The sequence below is a fragment of the Streptomyces sp. DvalAA-14 genome (genome assembly GCF_900091855.1).
Taxonomy (GTDB): domain Bacteria; phylum Actinomycetota; class Actinomycetes; order Streptomycetales; family Streptomycetaceae; genus Actinacidiphila.
The window spans coordinates 1-15,993 of record NZ_FMCH01000061.1 but is presented as its reverse complement, the minus strand read 5'-3'; the positions used below and the strand labels follow the sequence as shown (position 1 = coordinate 15,993).

The 15,993-nt window shown below is 72.4% G+C and carries 14 protein-coding genes; 10 read left to right on the top strand and 4 right to left on the bottom strand.

The window, feature by feature from the left end:
• Positions 1 to 152 precede the first annotated feature (152 nt).
• A complete protein-coding gene (locus tag GA0115240_RS02810) occupies positions 153 to 512 on the top strand; it encodes a histidine triad nucleotide-binding protein (RefSeq protein ID WP_093735050.1) in 360 nt (119 codons plus the stop codon).
• 56 nt (positions 513 to 568) lie between these two features.
• The gene (locus GA0115240_RS02805) at positions 569 to 1,468 is read left to right on the top strand and encodes a ribonuclease Z (RefSeq protein ID WP_093735049.1); all 900 of its coding nucleotides are present in this window, start codon (positions 569 to 571) and stop codon (positions 1,466 to 1,468) included.
• Between the two features lie 19 nt (positions 1,469 to 1,487).
• Here the strand turns inward: GA0115240_RS02805 and GA0115240_RS02800 are convergent, their stop codons facing one another.
• On the bottom strand, positions 1,488 to 2,804 hold the full coding sequence (locus GA0115240_RS02800; protein WP_093735048.1) for a family 4 glycosyl hydrolase: 1,317 nt from the start codon (positions 2,802 to 2,804) through the stop codon (positions 1,488 to 1,490).
• Positions 2,805 to 2,881: 77 nt separating this feature from the next.
• Here GA0115240_RS02800 and GA0115240_RS02795 point away from each other — a divergent pair, with 77 nt between their 5' ends.
• From GA0115240_RS02795 to GA0115240_RS02780, 4 genes are all read left to right on the top strand, one after another.
• Entirely contained in the window at positions 2,882 to 3,988 is a 1,107-nt protein-coding gene (locus tag GA0115240_RS02795; protein ID WP_093735047.1) for a carbohydrate kinase family protein, read from the top strand.
• Positions 3,989 to 4,433: 445 nt separating this feature from the next.
• A complete protein-coding gene (locus GA0115240_RS02790; protein WP_237554548.1) occupies positions 4,434 to 5,507 on the top strand; it encodes a PhoH family protein in 1,074 nt (357 codons plus the stop codon).
• A 14-nt stretch (positions 5,508 to 5,521) separates the two neighbouring features.
• Positions 5,522 to 6,016, top strand: coding sequence for an rRNA maturation RNase YbeY (ybeY, locus tag GA0115240_RS02785; RefSeq protein WP_093735046.1), 495 nt, complete (start codon positions 5,522 to 5,524; stop codon positions 6,014 to 6,016).
• Between the two features lie 21 nt (positions 6,017 to 6,037).
• Positions 6,038 to 7,330, top strand: coding sequence for a hemolysin family protein (locus tag GA0115240_RS02780; RefSeq protein ID WP_093735045.1), 1,293 nt, complete (start codon positions 6,038 to 6,040; stop codon positions 7,328 to 7,330).
• Positions 7,331 to 7,352: 22 nt separating this feature from the next.
• Here GA0115240_RS02780 and GA0115240_RS02775 read toward each other — a convergent pair whose 3' ends face one another.
• A complete protein-coding gene (locus GA0115240_RS02775; protein ID WP_141708699.1) occupies positions 7,353 to 7,547 on the bottom strand; it encodes a hypothetical protein in 195 nt (64 codons plus the stop codon).
• 131 nt (positions 7,548 to 7,678) lie between these two features.
• Here GA0115240_RS02775 and GA0115240_RS02770 point away from each other — a divergent pair, with 131 nt between their 5' ends.
• Complete coding sequence (locus tag GA0115240_RS02770) at positions 7,679 to 8,062, top strand: cytidine deaminase (protein WP_093735043.1); 384 nt, start codon at positions 7,679 to 7,681, stop codon at positions 8,060 to 8,062.
• A 44-nt stretch (positions 8,063 to 8,106) separates the two neighbouring features.
• On the opposite strand, the gene GA0115240_RS02765 is transcribed toward GA0115240_RS02770, so the two are convergent.
• Both GA0115240_RS02765 and GA0115240_RS02760 read right to left on the bottom strand, forming a co-directional pair.
• On the bottom strand, positions 8,107 to 8,445 hold the full coding sequence (locus tag GA0115240_RS02765; RefSeq protein WP_093735042.1) for a P-II family nitrogen regulator: 339 nt from the start codon (positions 8,443 to 8,445) through the stop codon (positions 8,107 to 8,109).
• Positions 8,442 to 9,809 (bottom strand): ammonium transporter, encoded by a 1,368-nt coding sequence (locus GA0115240_RS02760; protein ID WP_305110724.1) that lies wholly within the window; start codon positions 9,807 to 9,809, stop codon positions 8,442 to 8,444. Before GA0115240_RS02760 ends, GA0115240_RS02765 begins: the two co-directional genes overlap by 4 nt.
• 188 nt (positions 9,810 to 9,997) lie before the next feature.
• Between GA0115240_RS02760 and era the strand changes: the two genes are divergently transcribed.
• The 3 genes from era (at position 9,998) to GA0115240_RS02745 (ending at position 15,913) form a co-directional block, all read left to right on the top strand.
• Entirely contained in the window at positions 9,998 to 10,969 is a 972-nt protein-coding gene (era, locus tag GA0115240_RS02755) for a GTPase Era (protein ID WP_370673261.1), read from the top strand.
• 107 nt (positions 10,970 to 11,076) lie between these two features.
• A complete protein-coding gene (locus GA0115240_RS02750; protein WP_141708698.1) occupies positions 11,077 to 14,301 on the top strand; it encodes an NHL domain-containing protein in 3,225 nt (1,074 codons plus the stop codon).
• Positions 14,302 to 14,329: 28 nt separating this feature from the next.
• On the top strand, positions 14,330 to 15,913 hold the full coding sequence (locus tag GA0115240_RS02745; protein WP_093735040.1) for a phospholipase C: 1,584 nt from the start codon (positions 14,330 to 14,332) through the stop codon (positions 15,911 to 15,913).
• Positions 15,914 to 15,993: the final 80 nt, after the last annotated feature.

The following is a 15,993-nucleotide window of genomic DNA, read 5'->3' as shown; positions in this document are numbered from 1 at the left end:
CGCCGGCCGGCGGGGGGCTGCGGCGCCCCTGGGGTCCGGTGCCCGCCCGGCCGGCGCGGTTCCTGAAACCGCGGGTCCGCCGACCGCTACGCCGGGCGGCAGGCCGATACCATGCGGGTCACTGAACGTGCTGAGAGGGGAGCGTCCACGGCATGGCTGGAGAACCGCAGGCCGACTGCTTGTTCTGCAAGATCGTCGCGGGGGAGATCCCGGCGACGATCGTCCGGGAGACCGACACGACCGTGGCCTTCCGCGACATCAATCCGCAGGCGCCGACGCATGTACTGGTCATTCCCCGGGTGCACTACCGGGACGGCGCCGCGCTCGCGGCCGGGGACCCGTCGGCCGCCGCCGATGTGCTGCGGGAAGCCGGCGAGGTGGCGGTCCAGGAGAAGGTGGCCGACTCCGGCTACCGGGTGATCTTCAACAGCGGCGCCGGCGCCGGACAGACCGTCTTCCACGCGCACGCCCACGTACTCGGCGGGCGCGACCTGCAGCGACTGGTCGTCTGAGCGCCGGACGATCCGAGCCCTACCCGAACTGAGCCCCCGTCGTACGGAGCCCGCTCGTGCGTGAACTCGTCGTCCTCGGTACCGCCAGTCAGGTCCCCACCCGGCAGCGCAATCAGAACGGCTATGTGCTGCGCTGGGACGGCGAGGGCATCTTGTTCGACCCCGGCGAGGGCAGCCAGCGGCAGATGCTGCTGGCCGGGATCGCCGTGCACGACCTGACGCGGATCTGCGTCACCCACTTCCACGGCGACCACTCGCTCGGGCTGGCCGGGGTGATCCAGCGGATCAACCTGGACCGGGTGCCGCACCCGGTGACCGCCCACTACCCGGGGAGCGGGCAGCACTTCTTCGACCGGCTCCGGTACGCCACCGCCTACTACGAGACCTCCGAGCTGCGCCTGGCGCCGGTCGGCGGCGACGGACCGATCGCCGTCACCCCTGCCTTCACCCTGTCCGCCGCGCGGCTGTCCCACCCGGTGGAGTCGTACGGTTACCGGCTGACCGAACCGGCCGGCCGCCGGCTGCTCCCGGACCGGCTGGCCGCGCACGGCATCGCCGGCCCCGACATCGGCCGCCTCCAGCGCGAAGGCGGGCTGAGGGGCGTGGCGTTGGCGGAAGTCAGCGAGCTGCGTCCCGGCCAGAGCTTCGCCTTCATCATGGACACCCGGCTCTGCCCGGCGATCCCCGTGCTCGCCGCCGGCTGCGACCTGCTCGTCATCGAATCGACCTTCCTGGACGAGGATGTCCGACTGGCCGCCGACTACGGTCACTTGACGGTCGGCCAGGCCGCCGAGGCCGCGCGGGACGCCAGGGTGCGCCACCTGGTCCTGACCCACTTCTCCCAGCGCTACACCGACCCCGACGCGTTCGAGCGGCAGGCCCGCCTGGCGGGCTTCACCGGCGAACTCACCGTCGCCCAGGACCTGATGCGCGTCCCGGTGCCCAGGCGCCGCTGAAGCCCGGCCCGGCCGGGCCTCACCAGCCGGCGGCGGTCAGCAGCCGGTCGGCGACGGCGGGGGAGTCCACCAGCGGGTGCAGGGCCAGCGCGCGCAGGGCGGCCGTGCGCGAGCCGGTGGCCGCCGCCTCGATCGCCGCCCGTTCAACGGACTTGAGGGTCAGCATCAGGCCCGCCTGGTGCTCGTCCGGCGGCGCGACCGGCAGCGGCCTGGCCCCGAACGCGCCCACCTCGCACGGCACTTCGACGACGGCGGCCGGGTCGAGGCAGGAAACCGCCCCGCCGCCCGGCACGTTCAGGATGAGCACGGTCCGCTCGTCGCGGGCGATGGCGCGCATCAAGGCCAGCGCCACCCGGTCGTAGCCGCCGCCGTCCAGATCGTGCGGGTCGCGTGCCCAGCCGCCGGTGGCCGCGCGGTTCTCGGCCATGTACGTCTCCTCGCGCTCCCGCCGGGTCCGGTCCCACAGGGCGTACGCGTCGGCCGGCGCCGCGTCCGCCGCCGCGAAGAACGCCGACTGCTGCCGGTCGAGGAACGCGCCCCGGGTGGCCGGCGCCGAGCGCACCGCCGCCAGGGCCTCTCGCCGGAAGTAGTAGTAGTGCAGGTACTCGTTGGGCAGCGAGCCCAGCGCGGCCAGCCACGCGGGGCCGAACAGCCGCCCCTCCTCGAAGCCGGACAGCGCCGCCGGGTCGGCGAGCAGCCCCGGCAGCAGATCCCGGCCGTCGGCGGTCAGGCTGCGCAGCCAGCCCAGGTGGTTGAGGCCGATGTAGTCGTAACCGAAGCCGGGCGCGTCCGGGTCGGCGCCGGCCGCGCGGGCCGCCCGCCGCACCAGGCCCACCGGGGAGTCGCAGATGCCGATCACCCGCGGGCCCAGCACCCGGGACATCGCCTCGGTCACCATGCCCGCCGGGTTGGTGAAGTTGATCACCCATGCGCCGGGGGCCACCGCCTTGACCCGCTCGGCCACCGCCACCGCGACCGGCAGCGTCCGCAGGCCGTAGAGCACCCCGCCCGCGCCGACCGTCTCCTGCCCCAGCACCCCTTCGGCCAGCGGCAGTTGCTCGTCCCGCACCCGGCCCGCCGTACCGCCGACCCGGATCGCGGAGAACACGAAGTCCGCGCCCCGCAAGGCGTCGTCCAGATCGGCGGCGAGCCGTACGGACGGCGCCGGCGCCCCCGAGGGGCCGGCCCGCAAGGTGTCCAGTACCGCGCCCACCACGCGCAGCCGCCGCGGGTCCGTGTCGTACAGCACGACCTCGGTCACCGTCGGGTCGCCGAGCAGCGCGCGGTACACCAGCGGGACGCGGAAGCCGCCGCCGCCCAGAATCGTCAGCCTCATCGGGTGATCGGTCCTCCGGTCGTTCGCGCGAGGCGTTGTCCGACGCGAGCGCCCCTTCATCGTGCACAGTGTGGAGCATGGACGACCAGACCGTTCTCGACCCGCTCGGCGCACTGCGCACACCCGGGGACCCGGCGGCCGACGTCTATCTGACCGGCACCGTCTTCCTGGACATCATCTTCACCGGCCTGGACAGCGCGCCGGTACGCGGCACCGAGTCGTGGGCGCGCGGCATGGGGTCCAGCCCCGGCGGCATCGCCAACATGGCCACCGCGCTGGCCCGACTCGGTCTGCGCACCACGCTCGCGGCGGCCTTCGGCGACGACATGTACGGCGACTACTGCTGGGACTGCCTGCACAGCGGCGAAGGCATCGACCTCACGCCGTCCCGCCGCATCCCCGGCTGGCACTCGCCGGTCACCGTGTCCATGGCCTACGAGGACGAGCGCACCATGGTCAGCCACGGGCACCAGGCGCCACCGCCCGAGGACGCGGTACCGACCTGCCCGCCGCCGGCCCGGGCGGCGGTCGCCGCGCTCGGCTGCCGCACCGGCGTGGGCGCCGAGCACGACTGGATCGCCGGCGCCGCCGCCTCGGGCACCCAGATCTTCGCCGATGTCGGCTGGGACGAGACCGGGCGCTGGGATCCGGCCGACCTGGAGGGGCTCCGGCACTGCGCGGCCTTCCTGCCGAACGCGGAAGAGGCCATGCGGTACACCCGCGCCGCGACGCCGATCGAGGCCGCGCGCAAGCTCGCCGAACGCGTACCGCTCGCGGTCGTCACGCTCGGCGCGCAAGGCGCCTGCGCGGTGGATTCCGCCACCGGCGAGACGGCGCAGGTGCCGGCGCTGCTGGTCGACGCGCTGGATCCGACCGGGGCCGGCGATGTCTTCGTGGCCGGCTTCGTCACCGGCACGCTGGCGCAGTGGCCGCTGCCGGACCGCCTGGCCTTCGCCTCGCTCTGCGCGGCGCTGTCCGTCCAGGAATTCGGCGGCTCGCTCTCCGCGCCGGGCTGGATCGAGATCGCCGGCTGGTGGCAGCAGGTCAAGGCGTACGCCGGTCAGGCGGTGGGGGACCGCGCGGCGCTGCGGCGCTATGCCTTCCTCGAATCCCTCCTGCCCTCGGCCACCCGCCCCTGGCCCTTGCGCCGCGCGGTCCCCACCATCGGCTTCCGCCCCGCCTGACGCCCTGCCGCCGGCCCCCTCTGGGCCGCAGCGTGAGCGTGCCGCCGCCCGGGGTGCCGGTCCGCGCCGTTCCCCGCGCCCCTGCGAGCCCCGCCCCGCGCGGCACGGCAGAGGTCGGGTCGCGCCCCGCCCCAAAGGGGCACGGGGAACGGCGCGGGCAACCCCCCACCCGCCCGCACGACAGGGGCCGGCCGCAACCCCCTCCCGCCGGGGGCACGCGGTGGTCGCGACCTCCCGCCGGGGGGCAAAAGGCCCGCTCGGGGGCATCCCCGACACCCCGCCGGGCGGGAGGAGGCCGCGGGCCCGCCCCGGGCCGCAGGCGCATGCCTCGCAAGGGCTAAACCCCTCGGCCCGGGCGGCAGCCACGTCGTACCCTTGGAAGCCCGGAGGTTTCCGGGTTCGTCGATCATCAGAAAGCGGGATGAGCAGGCCTTAGCGCCGGCCCATGACTCAGACACCGACCAAGCAGCCGCCGCAGCCGCCGAAGCAGGCGCGCGCCCACTTCGTCGTACCGGCCAAGCACCCCATGGTGACCGTCCTGGGGTCAGGGGACGCTCTGCTCCGGGTGATCGAGCGGGCCTTCCCGACGGTGGACATCCACGTCCGCGGCAACGAGATCAGCGTGGCCGGCGACGCCACCGAGGTGGCACTCGTCCAGCGCCTCTTCGACGAGATGATGCTCGTCCTGCGCACCGGCCAGCCGCTGACCGAGGACGCGGTGGAGCGCTCCGTCGCCATGCTGCGCGCCGACGGCACCGCCGGCGCCGAAACCCCGGCGCAGGTGCTCACCCAGAACATCCTGTCCAGCCGCGGCCGGACGATCCGTCCCAAGACGCTCAACCAGAAGCGGTACGTCGACGCGATCGACACCCACACCATCGTCTTCGGCATCGGCCCGGCCGGCACCGGCAAGACCTACCTGGCGATGGCCAAGGCCGTCCAGGCCCTGCAGTCCAAGCAGGTCAACCGGATCATCCTGACCCGACCGGCGGTCGAGGCCGGTGAGCGGCTCGGCTTCCTGCCCGGCACGCTCTACGAGAAGATCGACCCGTACCTGCGCCCGCTGTACGACGCCCTGCACGACATGCTGGACCCGGACTCGATCCCCCGGCTGATGGCGGCCGGCACCATCGAGGTCGCCCCGCTGGCGTACATGCGCGGCCGTACCCTCAACGACGCCTTCATCATCCTGGACGAAGCGCAGAACACCAGCGCCGAGCAGATGAAGATGTTCCTGACCCGGCTCGGCTTCGAGTCCAAGATCGTCGTCACCGGCGACGTCACCCAGGTCGACCTGCCCAGCGGCACCAAGAGCGGGCTGCGGCAGGTCCAGGACATCCTGTCCGATCTGGAGGACGTGCACTTCGCCCGGCTCACCAGCGCCGACGTGGTGCGCCATAAGCTGGTCGGACGCATCGTGGACGCCTACGAGGCGTACGACAACGCCCAGGCCGAAGAAAACGCGGGCGGCACCAGCAGCGCCAGAAACGGCAACGGCTCCAGGCCCAAGAGAAAGTAACCGGCTTAACCATCATGGCGATCGACGTCAACAACGAGTCCGGCTGGGAGATCGACGAGCGGGCGGTCCTCGACGCCGCCCGCTACGCCCTCCTGCGCATGCGTATCCACCCGCTCTCCGAACTCTCGGTGATCGCCGTGGACGCCGCCGCCATGGAGCAGCTCCACCTGCAGTGGCTGGACCTGCCCGGGCCCACCGACGTCATGTCCTTCCCGATGGACGAGCTGCGTCCCGGCAAGGAGGACGAGGAGCCCGCGCAGGGCCTGCTCGGCGACATCGTGCTGTGCCCGGAGGTCGCCAAGCAGCAGGGCCAGGACGCGCCGACCAAGCACTCCATGGACGAGGAGCTGCAGCTGCTCACCATCCACGGCGTGCTGCACCTGCTCGGCTACGACCACGGCGAAGCGGACGAGAAGGCCGAGATGTTCGGCCTGCAGAAGACGATCCTGGACGACTGGCGGGCCGAGCGCGGCATCGAGGGCGAGTCTCCCGCCCCGACCACCCACTGACGGCGACGGCGCACCCACCCCATGATCGTCTCCGCTGTCCTGCTGGTCATTGTTGCCTGGTTCGCCGCCTGCGCGGAGACCGGCATCGCCCGGATCTCCCGCTTCCGCGCCGAGGCGGCGCTGCGCTCGGGCCGCCGCGGCGCCGGCAACCTGCTGGCCGTCGCCTCCGACCCGACCCGCTATCTGAACGTGGCCCTGCTGGTCAGGGTGGCCTGCGAGACGGCCGCCGCGGTCCTCGTCGCGGTCGTCTCCGACCGGCACTTCGACCGCACCTGGCAGGTGCTGCTGGTCGCGATCGGCGTGATGGTGCTGGTGTCGTACGTGGCCGTCGGCGTCTCGCCGCGCACCATCGGCCGCCAGCACCCGCTCAACACGGCGACCGCGGCCTCGTACGTACTGCTGCCGCTGGCCCGGGTAATGGGCCCCATCCCCGGGCTGCTGATCCTGCTCGGCAACGTCCTGACCCCCGGGAAGGGCTTCAAACGCGGCCCGTTCGCCAGTGAGGCGGAGCTGCGGGCCCTGGTGGACCTGGCCGAGTCGGAGTCGCTGATCGAGGACGACGAGCGGCGGATGGTGCACTCGGTGTTCGAACTCGGCGACACCATCGTCCGCGAGGTGATGGTGCCGCGCACCGAACTGATCATGATCGAGCGGTTCAAGACGGTCCGGCAGGCGATGACGCTCGCGCTCAGAAGCGGCTTCTCGCGCATTCCGGTGACCGGCGAGAGCGAGGACGACGTGGTCGGTTTCGTCTACCTCAAGGACCTCGCCCGCCGGGTGCACATCAATCGCGACGCCGAGAACGACCCGGTGTCCTCGCTGATCCGGCCGGCCGCCTTCGTACCGGACACCAAGAACGCGGGTGACCTGCTGCGGGAGATGCAGCAGGACCGCAACCACGTCGCGGTCGTGGTGGACGAGTACGGCGGCACGGCCGGCATCGTCACCATCGAGGACATCCTGGAGGAGATCGTCGGCGAGATCACCGACGAGTACGACCGGGAGACCCCGCCGGTGGAGGAACTCGGCGAGGGCCGCTACCGGGTCACCGCCCGGCTCGACATCGGCGATCTCGGCGAGCTGTACGACGTCCTGCTCGACGACGACGACGTGGAAACGGTCGGCGGCCTGCTGGCCAAATCCCTCGGCCGCGTCCCCATCCCGGGCGCGAGCACCGTCGTCCCCCTCCCGGAGGACGCCTCGGGCGAACGCGAAACCACCGCCCTGCGCCTGACCGCCGAGACCCAGGAGGGCCGCCGCAACCGCATCGGCACCGTGCTGGTGGAGCCGGTCCGGCCGGCGGACGCACCGTAGCGGCGGCGCGGAGTCGGCCCGGTCAGAGGGCGAACTGCCCGATCATGCCGAGCAGATCGGCGCTGGCCGCGTGGATGGAGCCGGCGAAGCCGGTGTCGGCGAGGTAGAAGCCGAAGGCGCCGCAGGCCAGTGAGTGGGTCGGTTTGATCGCCCCCTTCCGGTGCAGGAAGAAGGCGATCACGGCGAGCGCGATGACGAGGGGCATGTGCAGGAACATCAGGAACACCTCCTCCAACGATCACTGCTGCGCCCCAGGCTAGGCGAGGTCGACTCCCCGCGCATGTCCGCACCCGGAGCGTGACCGGCACCCGCCGTGACGCCCTCGGCAGCGCCCCGGCGGACAGCCCTATGATCACGGCCATGAGCGAATCCCCGGCGCAGGCCGCCCCCGCCCTCGACCCCGAAGACCGCAAGCTCGTCACGCTGGCCCGGTCCGCCCGCGCCCGCAACGCGGTGGCCGAGGGCGCCGCGGTGCGCGACGAGACCGGCCGCACCTATGTGGCCGGTTCGGTGACCCTGCCGTCCCTGACGCTGAGCGCGCTGCAGACCGCGGTCGCGATGGCGGTGGCCAGCGGCGCCCGGTCCCTGGAGGCCGCGGTGGTGGTCACCGAGGCCGACCGGCCCAGCGAGGCCGACCGGGCCGCGGTGGGCGATCTGGGCGGCCCGGACACCCCGCTGATCCTGGCCGGCCCGGACGGCGAGGTACGGACCGGCGTGACCGCCGGCTCCTGAACCGGGACCCGTCCCGCGGGGTGCACCGGCCGCCGGCGAACCGCTCAGAGCGCGTCGGGGCCGCGTTCCCCGGTCCTGACCCGGACCGCCGTGTCCACCGGCACCGACCACACCTTGCCGTCGCCGATCTTCCCGGTCCGGGCCGCCGCCACCACCGTGTCGATCACCGTGTCCGCGTCGGCGTCCTCGACCAGCACCTCGATCCTGGCCTTCGGTACCAGGTCCACCCGGTACTCGGCACCCCGGTACACCTCGGTGTGCCCGCGCTGCCGGCCGTAGCCGCTCGCCTCGGTCACGGTCAGACCCTGCACGCCCATCTCGTGCAGCGCCGTCTTCACGTCGTCCAGCTTGTGCGGTTTGATGACGGCGGTGACCAGCTTCATGCCAGTGGGCTCCTGTCCTGGGCGTGCGAGGGGCTGCGGGTGGCGCCCGCGTGTGCGGCCCCGCCCGACATGCCGTGCGTCAGTACGCCGTGATCGTAGGCGGTCTCGGCGTGCACGGTCAGGTCCAGTCCGGTGCGTTCCTCCTCCTCGCTGGCCCGGAAGCCCATCACCCGCTCCACGGCCCGCCCGATGCCGTACGTGACGGCGAACGCGTACGCGCCGACCGCCAGTACCGCCACCGCCTGCCGCCCCAACTGGCCGAGCCCGCCACCGTAGAACAGGCCCCGCGGGCCGCCGGTCATGCTCGCGGTGGCGAAGAGCCCGATCAGCAGGGTGCCGACGACGCCGCCCATCAGGTGCACCCCCACCACGTCCAGCGAATCGTCCACGCCCCAGCGGAACTTCCAGCTCACCGCGTACGAGCAGAGCACGCCCGCCGCCACCCCGACGACCACCGCGCCCAGCACGTTCACGCTGCCGCACGACGGGGTGATCGCCACCAGGCCCGCGATCGAACCGGAGGCCGCGCCCAGCGTCGTCGCGTGGCCGTCCCGGCGCTTTTCCACCATCAGCCAGCCCAGCAGCCCTGCGCAGCCCGCCGCCTGGGTGTTGAAGAAGGCCGCGGCGGCCAAGCCGTTGGCGCCCAGCGCGGATCCGGCATTGAAGCCGAACCAGCCGAACCACAGCAGCCCGGCGCCCAGCAGCACCAGCGGCAGGTTGTGCGGCCGCATCGAGTCCCGGCGAAAGCCCAGCCGGGGCCCCAGCACCACGGCCAGCGCCAGCCCGGAGGCGCCCGAGCACACCTCGACGACGGTGCCGCCGGCGAAGTCCAGCGCGTGCAGCCGGCCGACGATCCAGCCGCCCTTGCCGAACACCCAGTGCGCCACCGGTACGTATACGGCCAGCGTCCACACCAGCACGAACGCCACCCAGGCGCCGAACCGCGCCCGGTCCGCGACCGCGCCGCTGATCAGCGCGGCGGTGATGATCGCGAAGGAGAGTTGGAAGGTGGCGAAGAGCAGGGTCGGTACATCTCCGGTGACCGAGGCCGGCCCGATGCCGCTCATGCCGAGGTGGTCGAGGCTGCCGATCAGGCCGAGGCCGCCCGCGTCCGTCCCGAAGGCCAGGCTGTAGCCGGCGACCAGCCACACCACCGTGACCAGCGCGATCGACACGAAGCTCATCATCAGCATGTTGAGCACGCTCTTGCTGCGGACCATGCCGCCGTAGAAGAGCGCCAGCCCCGGGGTCATCAGCAGCACGAGCGCGGTCGCGGTCAGCAGCCACGCGGTGTCACCGGCGTCGACGGCCCCGGCGGCCCGGGCGGCGGCGGCAAGGGGCGGGCCGGCGGACAGGAGCAGCACGAGGGGGTCCCTTCGGTCGGCGGCTGTTCATGAGCGTCGGGCGTGCGCGTTACGGAATGTGGGCGTACGGGTTTCCGCCGTGTTTCATGTTGCGTCGGTGTTACCGGATGCTCACAGCGTGTGCTGCCGGGGCCTCGGCCCGGGGCGGCGGCCCGCGGCGTCCGCGCGGCCGCCGCACATCGGGGAGAATGGACGCCATGAGCGCTCGTATCCCTGCCGCCGAAACCCCAGACGCCGCCGCCCAGGTCCCCCACCGGTCCGGCTTCGCCTGCTTCGTCGGCCGTCCCAACGCCGGCAAGTCCACCCTCACGAACGCTCTCGTCGGCCAGAAGGTGGCGATCACCTCCAGCCGGCCGCAGACCACCCGGCACAGCGTGCGCGGCATCGTGCACCGGCCCGACGCGCAGCTGATCCTGGTCGACACCCCCGGGCTGCACAAACCGCGCACGCTGCTCGGCGAGCGGCTCAACGACGTGGTCCGCACCACCTGGGCCGAGGTCGACGTGATCGGCTTCTGCCTGCCCGCCGACCAGAAGCTCGGACCGGGCGACACCTACATCGCGCGTGAGCTGGCCGGGATCAAGAAGACCCCGAAGGTGGCGATCGTCACCAAGACCGACCTGGTCGAATCCCAGCAGCTCGCCGAGCAGCTGATCGCCGTCGACCGGCTCGGCCAGGAACTGGGCATCGAATGGGCCCAGATCGTGCCGGTCTCGGCGGTCGGCGGCGACCAGGTCACCCTGCTGGCCGACCTGTTGATCCCCCTGCTGCCGGAAGGCCCGCTGCTCTACCCGGAGGGCGATCTCACCGACGAGCCCGAGCAGGTGATGGTGGCCGAGCTGATCCGCGAGGCCGCGCTGGAAGGCGTGCGCGACGAACTCCCGCACTCCATCGCGGTGGTGGTCGAGGAGATGATCCCGCGCGAGGGCCGCCCGGCCGACCGCCCGCTGCTCGACATCCACGCCAACCTCTACATCGAGCGCCCCAGCCAGAAGGGCATCATCATCGGCCCCAAGGGCGCCCGCCTGAAGGAGGTCGGCACCAAGTCCCGCCACCACATCGAGGCGCTGCTGGGCACGCCGGTGTTTTTGGACCTGCATGTGAAGGTGGCCAAGGACTGGCAGCGGGATCCCAAGCAGCTGCGGAAGCTGGGGTTCTGAGCTGCGGGCGGCTGCCACCGCGCGCTTGACGACTGTTCATATGCGGGTCGCCGTACGGACGGACGGGGTCCGTACAGAATCTGTTGCCCTCTACATCAATAGGGCGCATGATTCCTTACCTCAAGGCCCGCTGGAGAGCCGTGGCGGCGATCGCCGCCATGGCCACGGCTCTCGGCCTCGCGGGAGCCGATGTCATGGGCGGCGCCGCCGCCTCCGCCAGCACCGGCCAGCGCTACACCGCGGACTGCCCGGCCGCGGACGTGGTCACCCCGGCCCTGAACACCAACCTGATCGAGAACCCCGGCGCCGAGGACTACACCGCGGTCACCGCGCTGGGCGCGCCGGACGGCGACCCGCAGTACGTCCCCGGCTGCTGGGACGCCTCGTCCCCCATGGACGCGCCCGGCGCCGTCCTCGAGTCCGCCGCGGCGACGGGGGTTCCCGGTCAGACCGGCGCCCGCGCCTTCTACGGCGGCTACGACTACGACTCCCCGCAGATCTCCATCGTGGGCATCACCACCACGGCCACCCAGATGATCGACGTCGGCACCCTGGACGCGGGCGGCAAGCCGTTCACGCTGACAGGCGCGATCGGCGGCTACACCACCCAGACCGACTACGCGACGGTCACCGCCGCCTTCGAGGACGCCCAGGGCGCCACCATCGGATCCGCGGTCCTCGGCCCGGTGAACGCCGCCCAGCGCGGCAACGTCACCAGCCTCATCCCGGAGGCCGCCGTCGGCACGGTCCCGGCCGGCACCGCGAAGGTCCTGGTCACGGTGGCGTCCACCGGCGTCAGCGCCGGCTACGGCATCGACGGCCGCGCCGACAACCTGAACCTGACGATCGCCGCGAACGGATCCGGCCAGAGCTACCAGGCGCCCTGCCCGGCCGCCGACCAGGTCACCCCGGCGCTGAACGCCAACCTGATCGCGAACCCCGGCGCCGAGGACTTCACGGCGGCGACCGCGCTGGGCGCGCCCGCGGGCGACGACCAGACGATCGCGAACTGCTGGACCAGCTCCTCCCCGCTGGCCGCGCCCGACGGCACGCAGGAATCACGGGTGTCGACCTACCCCGGCGTGACCGGCGGCCGGGTCTTCTACGGCGGCACCAACCCCGGCACCGTCCAGGTGGCCGGCGTCGTCACCACCGGCACCCAGCTCATCGACGTCAGTTCGCTGAAGGCCGACGGCCAGCCGTTCAAGCTGACCGGTGAGGTGGGCGGCTACTCGACGCAGAGCGACTTCGCCCAGGTCGTCGCCACGTTCGAGGACGCCGGCGGCGCGAGCCTCGGCGTGGCCGGCATCGGCCCGGCCACCACGGCCCAGCGCGGCAACACCTCCGAGCTGCTCCCGGACGGCACCTACGGCACGATTCCGGCGGGCACCCGGAAGATCCTCGTCACGGTCATCACGGTGGCCGTCAGCAGCGGCGCCAACAGCGACGGCGTCGCCGACGACCTGAACCTGACGATCGGCCAGAAGTCGGTCGGCCAGAGCTACCAGGCGCCCTGCCCGGCCGACCAGGTCACCCCGGCGCTGAACGCCAACCTGATCGCGAACCCCGGCGCGGAGGACTACACCGCCGCGACGGCACTCGGCGCCCCGCTGGACGACGACCAGACCGTCGCGGACTGCTGGACCAGCGCCTCCCCGCTGAACCCGCCGGACGGCACCCAGGAATCGCGTACGTCGACCTACCCGGGCGTGACCGGGAGCCGGGTCTTCTACGGCGGCACGAACCCCAGCACCGTGTCGATCCCGGGCATCACCACCACCGGCACCCAGTCGATCGACGCCGGCTCGCTCGACGCGGGCGGCCAGCCGTTCAAGCTGTCCGCCGACCTCGGCGGCTACTCGACGCAGAGCGACTACGCGACCGTCACCGCCACCTTCACCGACGCCCAGGGCGCCACCCTCGGTTCGGGCGCCATCGGCCCGGTCACCGCCGCCCAGCGCGGCAACGTCTCCAGCCTGATCCACCAGGCCTGGTACGGCACGGTGCCGGCCGGCACCGACAAGATCGTCGTCACGGTCGCCACGGCCGGTGTCAGCAGCGGCGCCAACAGCGACGGCACGGCCGACAACCTGAATCTGACGGTCGGTTCGGCCGCGGTGCCGTCGGGTCCGATCCTGCAGACGATGCCGTACTCGTCGGTGGGCGACGTCACCGGCACCCACGTGGACCCGGGCAGCGGCGCCGTCGTCCCCAACGCCGTACCCGGCGCGCTGGACCGCCCGGCGGGCGTGTCCGTCAGCAGCGGCGGCGGCACCGGCACCGGCGGCAGCACCGGCACCTCGCACGGGCCGAGCATCGCCGCCAACGTGCGGGCCGAGCTCACGACCGTCGACACCGGCTCGGTGTACGTCTCGAACACCGGTGACAACGTGGTGGCGCGGCTGACGAACGGTGAGACCTCGGTCGTGGCCGGCTCCCTGGAGGGCTACGGCGAGCAGGGCGACCACGGCAAGGCCGACGCGGCGACCATGTACCAGCCCGCCGGCACCGCGGTGGACGCCGACGGCGACCTCTTCATCGCCGACAGCGGCGACAACGTGGTCCGCGAGGTCACCCCGGACGGCGTGATCCAGCGGTTCGCCGGAACCGGCGACGCGGGCCGCAAGCAGTCCGCCAAGGCGCGGAGCTTCCAGCTCAACCACCCCACGGCGCTGGCGGTCGACCCGGCGAACGACGTGTTCATCGCCGACACCCAGAACAACCGGGTGGTCGAGGTGTCCTCGAAGGGGACCGTCGTACGGGTGATCGGCGGCGACAAGCCGGGCTACGCCGGCGACGGGAAGCCGGCCTCGCGGGCGCTGCTGAACCAGCCGACCGGGCTGGCGCTGGACGTGAAGGGCAACCTCTACATCGCCGACTCGGCCAACAACGTGATCCGCCGGGTGGACGCCAGGAGCGGGGTCATCACCACGGTGGCCGGCGACCACGCCGCCGGCACGGCGCACGACGGCCTCGGCGGCTTCTCCGGCGACGGCGGCGCGGCGACCTCGGCGCAGCTCAACGACCCGCAGGGGCTCGCAGTGGACAGTGCCGGGGACCTCTTCGTCGCCGACACCTTCAACAACGCGATCCGGCAGATCACCCCGGCCGGGATCATCACCACCGTGGTCAACTCCTCGGCCGCGGCGGGCGGGGAGAGCAGCGGCGCGGCGCCGACCGCCTCGAAACTCAACACCCCGGGCGCGGTCGCGGTCGACCCGTCCACCCACCTCCTGTACATCGCCGACACGCACAACAGCGCTGTCGCGCAGGTGCTCGGTGTCGCCCGGTCCGGGAACGCGGCGGGCCCGTCGGCCCCCACGAAGTCCTGACCCGGCCACGAGACGAAGAAGAGAGACGATGAGCAGCACCGCTTCGACCCGCTCGGGTCTGTCCCGCCGCCGGTTCGTCAGCAGCGCGGCGGCCCTGGCCGGCGCCGCCGGCATGGCCGGCCTCCTGCCGGAGAACCTCGCGCGGGCCGCGACCGCCGGCCCGGCCAAGGGCAGCCTCTCCCAGATCAAGCACGTCGTGTACGTGATGATGGAGAACCGGTCCTTCGACCACTACTTCGGCACCTTCCCCGGCGCCCGCGGCTTCAGCGACCGCACCGCCATCAAGCTGCCGAACGGCAACTCGGTCTTCCAGCAGCCCGACCCGGCCAACCCCGACGGGTACCTGGAACCGTTCCACATGTCCACCATCAGCACCGGGGCCGCCGCGGTCCCGTCGCTGTCCCACGACTGGCGCGACCAGCACGCGTCGTGGAACCAGGGCGCGATGGACGGCTGGCTGTCCACCCACCTCGCCTCGGACGGCGAGGTCAACGGCACCTACACGATGGGCTATTACACCCGGGAGGACATCCCGTTCCACTGGGCGCTCGCCGAGTCCTTCACCCTGCTGGACAGCTACCACTGCTCGATCCTGGGCCCGACGGACCCGAACCGGCTGGTGTGGATGTCCGGCACCAACGACCCGCAGGGCAAGTTCGGCGGGCCGGTGCTCGAGACCGTGACGCCGAACCCGCTGAGCTACCCGTCGGCGGCGGAGATCCTGTACGACGCCGGGTACAGCGTCAAGACGTACTTCTCCGGCGCGACCAGCGGCTTCAACGTGTTCGCCTGGTTCGCGAACTTCCAGGACAAAACGACACTGCCGCCCGCCCTGTACAACTCCGTCATGAGCGGCGGCACGCTGTTCGGCGACGGCACGCCCGGACGGATCGGCAACCCGGTCAGTCCGACCGCGGCGGCCGACCCGACACTCGGGTTCGAGGAGGACTGCGCCAACGGCGTGCTCGCCGATGTGTCCTGGCTGTACATGCCCAGTGAGGCCGACGAGCACCCGCCGAACCTCCCCGCGGCCGGCGCGCAGTACCTCGCGTCGAAGCTGGAGGCACTCGCCGCCAACGAGGAGCTGTGGAACTCGACGGTGTTCGTGCTGAACTACGACGAGAACGACGGGTTCTTCGACCACGTCCCGCCGCCCGTTCCGTCGGTCCACAAGTACCCCGAGGAGTTCGTGCACGTGGCCTCGCCGAAGGCCACCCCGGGCGGCGGCCTGCCGGTCGGCGCCGGCTTCCGGGTGCCGTGCATCATCGTGTCGCCGTGGACCGTGGGCGGCCGGATCTTCTCCGAGGTCTCCGACCACACCTCCGGGCTGCGGTTCATCGAGACGATCACCGCCTCCGGCGGCCTGTCCGGCCACGGACCGGTCACCTTCTCGCCGATCAGCACCTGGCGGCGCAAGACCTTCGGTGACTTCAGCGGGGCGCTGCGCCTGCACGACAGCAAGCCGGCCCCGGCCAACCCCCAGTTCGAGGCCACCACCGCGGCGGCCAATCTGGCCGCCCAGACCACGGCCGCGGCGCAACCCATGCCGCCCCGCCCCGGTGCGACGCAGAGCATGCCCCGGCAGGAGCACGGGCACGGGCAGCACGGCTGAGCCCTCGGGTCCGGCCCCGCGGACCGGGTCCCCGGGCCGGGTCCTCGGGCCGGGCCTTCGGCAGGGTGATTCCCGCGCGC

Coding starts and splice junctions, on each gene's coding strand:
- era (WP_370673261.1), top strand. CDS start 9,998: ATGGACGCCATGAGCGCTCGTATCCCTGCCGCCGAAACCCCAGACGCC.
- GA0115240_RS02780 (WP_093735045.1), top strand. CDS start 6,038: ATGATCGTCTCCGCTGTCCTGCTGGTCATTGTTGCCTGGTTCGCCGCC.
- GA0115240_RS02810 (WP_093735050.1), top strand. CDS start 153: ATGGCTGGAGAACCGCAGGCCGACTGCTTGTTCTGCAAGATCGTCGCG.
- ybeY (WP_093735046.1), top strand. CDS start 5,522: ATGGCGATCGACGTCAACAACGAGTCCGGCTGGGAGATCGACGAGCGG.
- GA0115240_RS02770 (WP_093735043.1), top strand. CDS start 7,679: ATGATCACGGCCATGAGCGAATCCCCGGCGCAGGCCGCCCCCGCCCTC.
- GA0115240_RS02765 (WP_093735042.1), bottom strand. CDS start 8,445: ATGAAGCTGGTCACCGCCGTCATCAAACCGCACAAGCTGGACGACGTG.
- GA0115240_RS02795 (WP_093735047.1), top strand. CDS start 2,882: ATGGACGACCAGACCGTTCTCGACCCGCTCGGCGCACTGCGCACACCC.
- GA0115240_RS02800 (WP_093735048.1), bottom strand. CDS start 2,804: ATGAGGCTGACGATTCTGGGCGGCGGCGGCTTCCGCGTCCCGCTGGTG.
- GA0115240_RS02775 (WP_141708699.1), bottom strand. CDS start 7,547: ATGTTCCTGCACATGCCCCTCGTCATCGCGCTCGCCGTGATCGCCTTC.
- GA0115240_RS02745 (WP_093735040.1), top strand. CDS start 14,330: ATGAGCAGCACCGCTTCGACCCGCTCGGGTCTGTCCCGCCGCCGGTTC.
- GA0115240_RS02790 (WP_237554548.1), top strand. CDS start 4,434: ATGACTCAGACACCGACCAAGCAGCCGCCGCAGCCGCCGAAGCAGGCG.
- GA0115240_RS02750 (WP_141708698.1), top strand. CDS start 11,077: ATGATTCCTTACCTCAAGGCCCGCTGGAGAGCCGTGGCGGCGATCGCC.